13 protein-coding genes are annotated in these 11,689 nt (G+C 48.5%); 9 read left to right on the top strand and 4 right to left on the bottom strand.

Annotation, left to right across the window (positions count from 1 at the left end):
- Position 1 precedes the first annotated feature (1 nt).
- Positions 2-1,108 (bottom strand): DNA polymerase III subunit beta, encoded by a 1,107-nt coding sequence (gene dnaN / locus LG219_RS11415; protein WP_173533029.1) that lies wholly within the window; start codon positions 1,106-1,108, stop codon positions 2-4.
- Between the two features lie 245 nt (positions 1,109-1,353).
- Positions 1,354-2,745, bottom strand: coding sequence for a chromosomal replication initiator protein DnaA (gene dnaA, locus LG219_RS11410; protein WP_173533028.1), 1,392 nt, complete (start codon positions 2,743-2,745; stop codon positions 1,354-1,356).
- Between the two features lie 311 nt (positions 2,746-3,056).
- Between dnaA and rpmH the strand changes: the two genes are divergently transcribed.
- The 6 genes from rpmH (at position 3,057) to LG219_RS11380 (ending at position 8,528) form a co-directional block, all read left to right on the top strand.
- Positions 3,057-3,191 carry a 50S ribosomal protein L34 gene (gene rpmH / locus LG219_RS11405; RefSeq protein WP_173533027.1) on the top strand — a complete coding sequence of 45 codons (135 nt, stop codon included), beginning with the start codon at positions 3,057-3,059 and terminating at the stop codon, positions 3,189-3,191.
- 40 nt (positions 3,192-3,231) lie between these two features.
- Positions 3,232-3,609 carry a ribonuclease P protein component gene (gene rnpA / locus LG219_RS11400; RefSeq protein ID WP_173533026.1) on the top strand — a complete coding sequence of 126 codons (378 nt, stop codon included), beginning with the start codon at positions 3,232-3,234 and terminating at the stop codon, positions 3,607-3,609.
- Positions 3,582-3,791 carry a membrane protein insertion efficiency factor YidD gene (gene yidD, locus LG219_RS11395; RefSeq protein WP_182076222.1) on the top strand — a complete coding sequence of 70 codons (210 nt, stop codon included), beginning with the start codon at positions 3,582-3,584 and terminating at the stop codon, positions 3,789-3,791. The genes rnpA and yidD overlap by 28 nt, the downstream gene beginning before the upstream one ends.
- A gap of 33 nt (positions 3,792-3,824) precedes the next feature.
- Complete coding sequence (gene yidC / locus LG219_RS11390) at positions 3,825-5,477, top strand: membrane protein insertase YidC (protein WP_226764613.1); 1,653 nt, start codon at positions 3,825-3,827, stop codon at positions 5,475-5,477.
- A 133-nt stretch (positions 5,478-5,610) separates the two neighbouring features.
- Entirely contained in the window at positions 5,611-6,945 is a 1,335-nt protein-coding gene (gene mnmE / locus LG219_RS11385) for a tRNA uridine-5-carboxymethylaminomethyl(34) synthesis GTPase MnmE (protein WP_226764612.1), read from the top strand.
- Between the two features lie 365 nt (positions 6,946-7,310).
- The gene (locus tag LG219_RS11380) at positions 7,311-8,528 is read left to right on the top strand and encodes a tyrosine-type recombinase/integrase (RefSeq protein ID WP_226764611.1); all 1,218 of its coding nucleotides are present in this window, start codon (positions 7,311-7,313) and stop codon (positions 8,526-8,528) included.
- Between the two features lie 374 nt (positions 8,529-8,902).
- Here the strand turns inward: LG219_RS11380 and LG219_RS11375 are convergent, their stop codons facing one another.
- Positions 8,903-9,475, bottom strand: a complete 573-nt coding sequence (locus tag LG219_RS11375) for a recombinase family protein (RefSeq protein ID WP_226764610.1) — start codon at positions 9,473-9,475, stop codon at positions 8,903-8,905.
- A gap of 227 nt (positions 9,476-9,702) precedes the next feature.
- Here LG219_RS11375 and LG219_RS11370 point away from each other — a divergent pair, with 227 nt between their 5' ends.
- Entirely contained in the window at positions 9,703-10,026 is a 324-nt protein-coding gene (locus LG219_RS11370; protein WP_226764609.1) for a type II toxin-antitoxin system RelE/ParE family toxin, read from the top strand.
- On the top strand, positions 9,998-10,306 hold the full coding sequence (locus LG219_RS11365) for a helix-turn-helix domain-containing protein (RefSeq protein ID WP_226764608.1): 309 nt from the start codon (positions 9,998-10,000) through the stop codon (positions 10,304-10,306). The genes LG219_RS11370 and LG219_RS11365 overlap by 29 nt, the downstream gene beginning before the upstream one ends.
- On the opposite strand, the gene LG219_RS11360 is transcribed toward LG219_RS11365, so the two are convergent.
- Positions 10,307-10,483: a hypothetical protein gene (locus LG219_RS11360; protein ID WP_226764607.1), complete on the bottom strand. Its 177-nt coding sequence runs from the start codon at positions 10,481-10,483 to the stop codon at positions 10,307-10,309. It abuts the gene before it with no gap.
- Between the two features lie 260 nt (positions 10,484-10,743).
- Between LG219_RS11360 and LG219_RS11355 the strand changes: the two genes are divergently transcribed.
- Complete coding sequence (locus LG219_RS11355) at positions 10,744-11,664, top strand: DUF6387 family protein (RefSeq protein ID WP_226764606.1); 921 nt, start codon at positions 10,744-10,746, stop codon at positions 11,662-11,664.
- Positions 11,665-11,689: the final 25 nt, after the last annotated feature.

Here is an 11,689-nt window from a genome sequence, read left to right as displayed (position 1 = left end):
CCTAGATACGCATTGGCATCACAATGTATTTAAAGTGTTCGTTATCTGGAATCGTCACCAGCACACTCGAATTGACGTCGCCAAAATAGCAATGCAAGTTTTCAACCGACAGATTGGTCAATACGTCGAGCAAGTACTGAATGTTAAATCCAATATCTAGCGTTTCGCCGCTATAACCCACTTCAACTTCTTCTTGAGCTTCTTCTTGCTCATTGTTATTGCACAAAATCTTTAAGGTACTATCGGTGAGCACTAAGCGCACGCCACGGAATTTTTCATTCGACAAAATCGCCGCACGTTGCATCGACGACAATAAAGCCTGACGATCAACCGTTAATAGCTTGTCGTTATTTTGTGGGATCACGCGGTTGTAATCTGGGAATTTCCCGTCAACCACTTTGCTGTGAATCACAATTTTGCCAAAGCTGAACTTCACTTGATTGCTGGCGATATCAATGGTGACTTCGTCATCCACATCTGACAGCAATTTAAATAATTCCAAAATCGTTTTGCGCGGCAAGATGACTTCGTTTTTTTCAAACGACGTGCTCAATTCTGTAGACACAAAACCTAAACGATGGCCATCCGTTGCCACCAGTTTGAGTAAATTACCATCCGTAACCATAAACAGGCCATTGAGGTAATAACGAATATCTTGGTGTGCCATCGCAAATTGCACACGGCCGAGCAAGGCTTTAAGCTGGCCTTGTGGCAAGCGAATGGTAGCGCGCAGATTGGTATCAACAGCTAATTCAGGAAAATCAGCCGCCGGCAAAGTTTGCAGCGCAAAGCGGCTTTTGCCCGCTTTAATGGTTAAGCGGCCTTCGGCCTCTTCGAGCGTAACCACCGTTTTATCGGGAATCGCTCGCAAAATGTCCGACATTTTTTTTGCCGCAACGGTAATCGCAAAATCGCTACCAGAAAAGCCTTCGGTTTGTTGGCTACTGATTTGGATTTCAAGATCGGTACCGGTAAAAGACAAGGCATCGCCGTCTTTTTTAATCAGTACATTCGACAAAATAGGCAAGGTGTGTCGACGTTCGACAATACCCGTTACAGTGGCCAGTGGTTTTAGGAGCGAATCGCGTTCAGCCTGCAGCAGTTGCATTTACTCTCACCCAAGTTGTGTATTAGTTTATCGGTAGCATCCGCGATTCTACCTCAAATCGAGGCCAAAATCAGGAATGCGAAAGCTTTGCAGCATTGGCGATGCGGCTTCAAGGTATAAATACACTCAAAGCAAAATAGCGTCGGTCATATAACAAGGGTATGCGCCTGTTAGCAATTTTGCTAAAGGCTCACATTCACATACCCCATCAAATAGATATATTTGTTATAAATATGCCGCCAGCATCAAGAACGCAACATTTGCAGCAGCACGCTGTATTGATGCGCCATCTCGCTGTCATTTTTGCGGAATTCTTCAATCGTGCGGCAAGCATGCAGCACCGTCGTATGGTCGCGACCACCAAATGCATCACCAATCGCTGGCAAACTCATTTGGGTTAATTCTTTAGTCAGCGTCATCGCCATTTGTCGTGGCCGCGCAATATCTCGCGTGCGCTTTTTGCTGTGCATATCGGCGACTTTGATTTTGTAAAAATCAGCGACCGTTTTTTGAATATTTTCCACCGAAACCTGGCGATTACCCGAGGCTAAAATATCGCGTAGCGCTTCTTTGGCCGATTCAACCGTGATCGGTTGATTGGTAAAGCGCACATACGCCAGCACGCGTTTCAAAGCGCCTTCGAGCTCTCGCACGTTGGAGCGGATATTTTTCGCCATAAAAAAGGCGACATTGGCATCGAGTTTAAAATGCTCGGCTTCGGCTTTTTTCAGCAAAATCGCCACGCGCATTTCGGTTTCTGGCGGCTCGATCGGTACGATCAAACCCCAAGAAAAACGGCTGGTCAAACGCTCTTGCAAACCATCAATCTCACGCGGGATTTTGTCCGAGGTGAGAATAATTTGTTTGCCACTTTCAAGTAGCGCATTAAATAGATAGAAGAACTCTTCTTGCGTGCGGTCTTTACCAACAAAAAACTGAATATCATCGACCAGCAGCAAATCCAGCGAATGGTAATAGCGCTTAAATTCATCAAACGATTTATGTTGATACGCTTTCACCACGTCTTGCACGTATTTTTCGGCATGAATATAGCGAATTTTGGCCTGCGGATTATGCTGGTGAACAAAATTACCAATGGCTTGAATCAAATGCGTTTTACCCAAGCCCACGCCGCCGTATACAAATAGCGGGTTGTAGCTCACACCGGGGTTTTCGGCCACTTGCATAGCTGCAGCGCGCGCCACCTGATTGGCTTTACCCGTTACCAGCGTCTCAAAACTATGCGAGGGATTAAGCCGTGTGGTTTCATGGCTAGCGCCACCGGCGTCAAAGCGTTTGCCGGTTTTCACTGGCGCAGCCGCTGCCGCAGGTGCCGCCTCATCACTGGCGGCATTGGCGGAGCGCGCGGCAACGCGTGGCGCAGGCGCGCTCATCTGGCCGACTTTCAGCTCAATCGGCGGCGGAACGCCGGCACACAACTTCGCTGCGGCCATTTCGATCATGCCCAGATAGCGATCACGGATAAATTGCAGAAAAATCTGATTGGGCACTGCAATGACTAAAGTGTCGTCAATCATCTGCGCCGACAAGGGCTTAATCCAGATATTAAATTGACTGGCACCTAAATTTTGCTGCAGTTCATTGAGGCAATGCGGCCAAAGTGTTTCTATTTGCATAGGAATAAATTACCACGGCTTAGGGTCAGCGGGCACCAGATCAAGGCCAAACTCGGCGATGTTATTTTATTTATTGGCATGGAATTTGAGGCACACCGCGCAAAGCCTTGAATATTAAGCCAAGTTTCGCACGGCCATTTTGGCCACTGAGAGTTACCGAGAAGTAGGGCATTGTACTCGCAAGTGCAATACTTATCCACAAGCACAGTAGGCAATCGATCCACGGTTAATTACGACTCTCACTTGACAAGCTACTAGCAGTACTGATTAAATCGCGTGTTTACTGCCCAATTAGCACTTAGGATTTAGTCATGAAACGTACTTTCCAACCTTCTGTAATCAAACGTAAACGTACTCACGGTTTCCGTGCTCGCATGGCAACTGTTGGTGGCGTTCGCGTTTTAAACGCTCGCCGTGCCAAAGGCCGCAAAGTTTTATCGGCTTAAGCTGTTGCGAACCAACGCCCCTGCTTGCGGAGTACTCGGCATGCAGAGCGAAAAACGCTACCGCTTTGCGCGTGATGCACGCTTACTAAAAACGGATGATTTTTCATCCGTTTTTAGTTTGCGTGCTTCAGTGAGCAATGATTACTTCCAAGTTTTAGGTAAACCCAATCTAAGCCAGCATGCTCGCTTAGGGTTGGTGGTCGGCAAAAAAACCGATAAACGTGCCGTAGGTCGTAATTATATTAAGCGCACTGTCCGCGAGCTGTTTCGTCAAAATACTGAATTGCTACTCGGTCTGGATGTGGTCGTTAGATCGCGAAAACCGTTTGCACGTCAGGACGGGGCCGCTGCGCGTGCCGCGTTATTGAGTTTATTTAAACGAATCAAGCAATGTCGCGCCTTATCATCACGCTGCTGAAACTTTATCAGTTGATGATCAGTCCACTGCTAGGTCCTCGTTGCCGCTTTACGCCGACTTGTTCACAATACGGCATTGAAGCGGTGAGCCGATACGGGCCAATCAAAGGCAGTTGGCTCACGACAAAACGTCTGTGTCGATGCCACCCTTGGGGCGGCTGTGGACATGATCCTGTTCCGTAAATAACCCACCGAGTTGGGAGCTCTTCCGTTCAAATGGATACTAAGAGACTAATCCTCTTTATTGCGCTGTCTTTCAGCATTCTGTTTTTCTGGCAAAAATACATGGAGCAGCGTTATCCGCAGCCCAAAGTAACGGCCAGTGCCACAGCCAGTGCCGCTTCGGCTAGCGCAACAACGACCAGCAACACCACCACCAACACTACGCCAGAAAGCAATGTCGCCAAAGGACAACGGATTAAGGTCGTAACCGACTTATTCCGCGCTGAAATCGACGCCAACGGCGGCGACTTACGTCATGTTGAGCTACTCAAAGTCGGTGCCACTGATGATCCAAGCAAACCTTTTGTCTTATTACAAGATGAAGGCGAGCATGTTTATATCGCACAAACCGGTCTACTTGGCGAAGGCATGCCAACGCATAAAAGCGTTTTCACTGCAGCACAAAGCAACTACAGCTTGGCTGAAGGCCAAAATGAAGTTGTCGTTCGCTTAGAAGCACCCGGTCCAAACGGCGTCAAAATTGCCAAAATCTATACCTTCCAACGCGACAAATACTTAGTCGATGTGAAGTACCAAATCGTCAATGCGGGCACTGCACCGCTAACGACCAGTGCTTACTATCGCCTAGTTCGTGACGGCAAAGTAGAAAATCCGGGCATGTTTGGTACGCACACCTTCACCGGTCCTGCGGTCTATACCGAAGAAGCCAAATTCCAAAAAGTAGATTTCGATAAGATCCGTAAAGGTGAAGCGAAATACACGCCTTGGGCCAAAGACGGCTGGATTGCGATGATTCAACACTACTTTGTTTCGGCGTGGATTTTCTCGCCAGAAGCCGGTGGTGATGCTTGCGCGCCAAATGCCTGCCAAATTGAAATGAAAGCGTTGCCGGATAATTTATTCTCCGTCGGTGCCATCGTTCAATTACCAAGCATTGCGGCGGGCCAAACGTTTGAAAAATCAGTACCGATCTTTCTTGGCCCACAAGAAAGCAAACGCCTTGATACCGTAGCCAAAGGCTTTGATCTGGTTAAAGATTACGGGATGTTCACCATCTTCTCGAAACCTTTATTCGCCGTCTTGCAATTTATCCACGGTCTTGTTGGCAACTGGGGCTGGTCGATTATCATCGTAACCATCTTGCTTAAAGCCGCATTCTATCCATTAGCGAGCGCCAGCTATCGCTCAATGGCCAAGATGCGCTTGTTAGCACCACGGATGGAAGAGCTGAAAAAACGTCACGGCGAAGACCGCGTGAAATTCCAACAATCTGTAATGGAAATGTACAAAACGGAAAAAGTAAATCCGCTCGGGGGTTGTTTACCGATGCTGGTGCAAATTCCGGTGTTCATTGGTTTTTACTGGATGTTGTTGGCCGCCGTTGAATTGCGCCAAGCGCCGTGGGAATTCTGGATCCATGACTTATCGGTGAAAGATCCGCTCTACATCTTGCCACTGATTATGGCGGTATCGATGTACGTGCAAACGACCTTGTCGCCACCACCGCCGGATCCGATGCAAGCGAAGATGATGAAGTTTATGCCATTGATTTTCTCGGTATTCTTCTTCTTCTTCCCAGCCGGTTTGGTGCTGTACTGGGTTGTGAACAATATCTTGTCGATCATTCAGCAATATGTGATTACCAAGAAAATTGAAAACGCTGCACAAAAAGCCAAGAATAGTTAGCAAGGCTTAAAATAAAAACGCCGCCTTCGGGCGGCGTTTTGCTATCTTTACTGAAACCCAATTCAAAACGATGTATCGAGCGCCAGCGCTTGTTTTACAATAATTAGCAGCCAATACCCTAAGAGAATTCACCATGCTTTATACCCCCGATACCATTGCCGCCATTGCTACCGCACCGGGTCGAGGTGGCGTTGGGGTGATTCGTATTTCTGGCAAAGACATCCAAAGCGTCATTAGCGGCCTCATTGCCCGCCCGCTCAAACCGCGCTTTGCTCACTTTGCCCACTTCCAAGCCGTTGATGGCAGCACCATCGACGAAGGCATTGCCCTGTTTTTCCCTAATCCGGCCTCATTCACCGGAGAGGACGTATTAGAGCTGCAAGGCCACGGCGGGCCAGTGGTGATGAATATGCTGCTCAAACGCTGTATTGAACTCGGCGCCCGCCACGCCGAGCCGGGTGAATTTACCAAGCGCGCTTTTTTAAATGGCAAACTCGATTTAGCCCAAGCCGAAGCCGTCGCCGACATTATCGACGCGCAATCGGAGGCCGCAGCCAAATCCGCCATCAAATCACTCGATGGCGCATTCTCACGGGAAGTGCATACGCTAGTCGACGCATTGATTAATCTACGCATGCTGGTTGAAGCCACGCTGGATTTTCCCGAAGAAGACATCGACTTTCTAGAAGCGGCCGATGCGCGCGGTAAATTACACACCATCAGCGCCCAACTCGCGCGCGTGATGGACACTGCAACGCAAGGCAAATTACTGCGTGAAGGCATGCACGTGGTGCTGATTGGCCAACCCAACGTCGGCAAATCCAGCCTAATGAACGCACTGGCTGGCGAAGACGTGGCCATTGTTACCGACATTGCCGGCACCACCCGCGATACCGTCCGTGAGCTGATTCAACTCGACGGCATTCCGCTACACATTATCGACACTGCGGGCCTACGCGACACCGATGACACCGTGGAAAAAATCGGTATCGAGCGCACCTGGGCGGCCGTCGACAAAGCCGATCTGGCGCTCTTGCTGCTCGATAGCCGCGAAGGCATCACCGAACACGATCAACAAATTTTAGCCAAACTACCCGATTCATTAGCCGTATTGCGGGTGTTTAATAAAATCGATCTCACTGGCGATCAAGCCGGCGAAATCGCTGACGATGAAATCCACGTCTCCGCCAAACAGGGTATTGGGCTGCAAGACTTAAAACATAAGCTGTTGAAGAAGATAGGCTGGCAGGGTATGAACGACGGCGTGTTTATCGCTCGCGAGCGTCACCTCGCCGCGATTCGCGTTGCCCGTGAGCACCTTAATACTGCGGACGCCTGCTATTTGCAAATTGAAATTTTGGCCGAAGAACTGCGTCTAGCCCAACTTAGCCTCAACGAAATCACCGGCGAATTTACCTCTGACGATCTGCTCGGCGTGATTTTTAGCCGTTTTTGTATTGGAAAGTAGAAAGACGTTCGCGGGGGTTCGTGACGGTTTCCGAATCCCCAAAAAACCCAGCTAATCCGCCACTTCATCGTTCGTAGTCGTTCGCCCCCTTCCCTATACAGCCGCGCTTTTTTGGTACACGCTTAGCTATACAGACAGCACCAGCACAAAACCTGTGTACCTAGGAAAGAAGCGAAGTAGCACAAATCGGGCTAAATTTCACTGAATCTGGTACACAAATAAATTGCTAGAAGCCTTTATTTATAAGGCTTTCAGCCGTTTATTGTCTGGCACTGCATCTACTTGATGCTACTGGTTAAAAATAGGCTTTAAACCCCCTATTTTCGGTACACATTTCAGCAATGACGGTACACAGGACATACACAATGCCACGCGCAACGAAAGCCCTTACTGATACAGCGATTAAAGCACTAAAGCCAACAGACAAACGCTACCTGGTGACAGACACGGGCGGCCTCGTGCTTGAAGTCATGACAAGCGGTTCTAAGGTTTGGCGATATCGCTACACCCTGCATGGCAAGCGTCAGCCCTTGCTAACCATTGGCGCTTATCCTGATATTCCCCTTATTGATGCACGTGCCAAGCGTGACGAATGGTCTAAGCTGGTGGCACGTGGCGAATCGCCCAAGCGATTTGTAGCCGCTGGCAAAGAAGAAAAGCGTAATACCGTGGCTACGTTCGCTGAGTCTTGGTTATCAGAGCAGCTAGAAGGCAAATCCCGCCAATATCAAACCATGTTGCGGCGCGTAATGGACAAGGACGTTTTGCCGTGGCTGGGTGGTATGCCGCTAGTAGAGGTAACGCCTTCGGATGTACTGGGTATGTGTGATCGCATTAAGGCTCGGGGTTCGCCACAAATGGCGCTACAGTCGCGCAATGTGTTGAAGCGCATGTTTGATTACGCCATAGCGCGGCAAATGGTGACGGCCAACCCAGCGGCGGCGGTTGTGGCGCGCTTTGTAGCGACCCAATCCAGTCGTGATCGTGTTCTATCCCCACAAGAGATCGGGGAAGTAATGCGAGCGGTCTATACGTCCGATATGCGCCGTGCGCTCAAGCTGGCCTTGCACCTGTTGATACTGACTATGGTACGCAAAACCGAACTCACAGAAACCCGATGGTCTGAATTTGATTTAAGTGAGGGCGTTTGGGATATACCGTCTGAACGAATGAAGAAAGAGCGCCCCCATCGGGTATACCTATCGCGGCAAGCAATCGCCATATTGACCGAATTGAAAGCCCTATCCTGCCAGTCTGAATGGGTATTCCCCACTACTCGCGGCTCCAGTGATACCCCCATATCAAGCTCAACACTCAATCAAGCGGTACGGGCGATGGGTATGGATATACAGCATTTTGTGCTGCATGACTTTAGACGGACGGCCTCTACCCACCTTCATGAAATGGGCTACCCATCGGATGCAATCGAGAAAGCGTTGGCGCATAAGATAGTCGGCATTAAGGGTGTATACAACAAGGCCGAATATTCAGAACAGCGTAAAACCATCATGCAAGCGTGGGCTGATTTCGTTCAGGCTCAGATTGATGGTGCTCAGGTAATACCGCTATTTAGTGCGGCATGATAATACCACTTAGTAGATATCAGGGAGTGTACAAGGGGGTGGGTATCTGTTTTTTTTGATGTACCCAGTGTGCCCAATGTACCCATCTTCACAAGCAATTGAATTTAATAGGTAATTTAGAAGTTTAAGCGGGTACACGTCTTGATTTGGTCGTGTACCCAGTGTGCCCACTTAGCACAAGTGGGTACACCTTATGCCGCATAAATGCTAGAAATTGGATTTTTACAGCAAAGAAATGTAGTAAAACGTAGTTAAAATCAGGCGTTTTTAGTGGCAAAAATACACGTTTTTTCGCGGTAAAATCAACCAGAATAAACGACAGCTTTAATACCACTTGTTTTCTAAGCTTGAAAACAATCTATTGCAGCACCAGCTTAAGCCGCCATAATTCTTTGCACTGTTCCCAGTGACACGCCGTGCGCTTTTGCTGCATTTCGCAAGCTCATGCCATTGGCGATAGCTTCCCGAATCTCTGCGGCCTTGGCCTCGTCGTAGATCGTCGGGCGGCCTAGTGTTTTGCCTTCTGCCTTGGCGCGTTCAAGTCCTGCTTGGGTACGCTCTACCAACAAGTCACGCTCAAACTGTGCGACCGCTGCCAGCACTGTGAGTGTCATTGTTCCCGCTGCGCTGTTTAGATCAAGGCTACCCAGTGCAAGACAGATTACTTGCACGCCCTTGGCTTTAAGTAGAGCCAAAGTGGACAGTACGTCCGAAGTATCGCGACCTAATCGATCAAGCTTCACAACCACCAGTTTGTCGTCGGCCTCTAGCTTTTCCACTAGCTTGATAAATTCAGGCCGTTGCATGGCACACACCTTGCCGCTGATTTGCTCGGTGATCGTGCGCGACTTCGTAACAGCGTGGCCTGCCTCTTGAATGGCCAGCACTTGATTGTCGGTTGTTTGATCGGTAGTTGAAACGCGGCAATAGGCAAAAGTGCGGCTCATGGTGTTTTCTCGCTGTTTGACTGTATCGAATAGATGTATTTTATATCTACTATGTATTTAAAGTCAAACCCTATTTTATAGATACGCTCAAACCCAACAAAACCGTAGGCGCAAAAACGTATCGTAAACGGTCGTATAAAATACACCTAAAAGCGAATGATTGAAGTTGTAAGTAAGGGAATTGGCCGCACTTGTGGGTCTGTGCAACATTGTTGTATAGTGGTGACATGCAAACGATTATTGAAACCGCTGTATTTCAAAGGCTTTGGCCTTATTACTGGACTGAGGAAGAGCGCGGCGCATTTGCCGCCCACCTTGCCGAACACCCTGAGGCTGGCGATGTCGTCAAAGAATCGGGCGGCTGTCGCAAAATACGCTGGCAGCGTCAAGGCTCGGGTAAATCGGGCGGCGTTCGCGTGATTTACTTCAACCGACTAGCTAGCGGCCAAACCGTGCTGCTGTTTCTGTACGCTAAAAGCGAAACCGAAGCCATTGCCGCCCATAAACTAAAGGAGTTGAAAGATGCCATTGAAACTACTTACCGACGCTGAGTTAACCGCGTTTGAAGCAGGCCGCGATATTGCCGCCGAATTGGAAGAATCTGTACGGCAAATGCTGGCGGGAGAAACCTTTGCTGTCCCTTTGCCACCCGTAGTGGCAGCACGCGCCAAAACAGGGTTATCTCAAGCGGCATTTTCGGCGTTGCTGGGCGTATCGGTAGGGACATTGCAAGCGTGGGAGCATGGACGGCGCAATCCATCCAAAGCGGCGCAAACCTTGCTTAGAATTGCCAATGACACGCCAGAAATATTGCGTAAGTACGCACTGTAATCATTCTCGTAGTGATTGAACGGAATGCCGAACCGCCCAGATGATCGCCAGCACGCACACAGCGGCGGCGATGAGGGGCGCAACTTGAAAGAGCAGCACCAGCAAAAATGCAAAAACGATTTTTGCCACTAATCCAGCGATAGCGTGACCGCGTAACAAAAACAACAAGGCCAGCAAGATACAAGCCCATATTGGCAACATGGCGGCGCAATCCATTTTGGTGTGATGCTTTCAGCTTATACCCTTCACTATCGCTCAAGCAACCCACGCTCAATAAATCAAAAGCCCTTCCTTGCCTGCCTAGGCCGTTCACCCTGATGCGCTGACTCTGCGATAGAATCATGCGGCAAGCTCTAGTCCGGCCAGACGAAAACGGGAAACCTTCACCCGCTGGGCTTGCTCTCCATTGAAGGCTGCTTGTTGAAGGACGGGCAATCATGCGTAGACAAAAAACTAAAATTAATAGTGTTGGAGAATTGCCGCATTGGTTTTCTCTGGATGCTTATTTACCTGTCGCTCAATTTAATGCTGTCGATTGGGCTGTGGCTATATCTGGCCGTTTAAATAAATTGCGTGAGCATGGTGATGGCCAAGACCCTGACGGCGCTTTTTGGTGGCTGTACACCCTAGCAAATGATGCTCTATCTGCACGGCTTATAGAAAAATTCAGTGGTGAAACTAATCAAGGCGTAACCGAAATTGAGCGCGAATTAATGGAATCTACAACGCATGTAGATTTTCATCTTTTATTTGGCGGGGGCTTTATCTACCCCGATAGAGAATTGCCCGTTCAGTCCGCTACACGCCGTGAAATGTATGGGGCTTATTTGGGTGCAAAAAATAAAGATGAGATCAATCAACATTTTGAAGCGACTACGCTCACCAATTGGGAGATTAGTAATATTGGAATTCTTGGTAATCAGCAATTGTATGAATCGACCAAAAGAAAACAAATGGAATCTAGTCGTTATTTAATAGAGCCTTATGGTGATGCAAGTTTTATCAGCATTGACCAAGAGGCAAGCGATGGGCAACTGATTCAAGGTTTTAAGGATTGGCTTAACGAATGGCGTAAAACACACATTTACAAAGCGCCTGTAAAATCGTTTACCGATACTGATTTTGCGAAATGGCAGCGATATCAATTACTCGCTTATTTTGATTTAAGCTACTGGGCAAAGCTAGAGGGCAAGAAAATTACAGATGATACCTTGGTGTCTGCCTTGTTTCCGAACGAACTAGATATCGGGGCGAATGATCGGGTGAAATTATTAAGGGAATGGCACGAAAAAATATTTAATTACCCCTTGGCGTGTGCCTTGGCGCGTCAAGTAGGGTGCCGCGTTTCGCTTAGATAATCCGACACAAATCAAAAACGAGCAG

The sequence above is a fragment of the Deefgea salmonis genome, from assembly GCF_020531905.1.
Taxonomy (GTDB): Bacteria; Pseudomonadota; Gammaproteobacteria; order Burkholderiales; family Chitinibacteraceae; genus Deefgea; species Deefgea salmonis.
The sequence above is the reverse complement of the archived record's forward strand: the minus strand, read 5'-3'. Positions and strand labels throughout refer to the sequence as shown.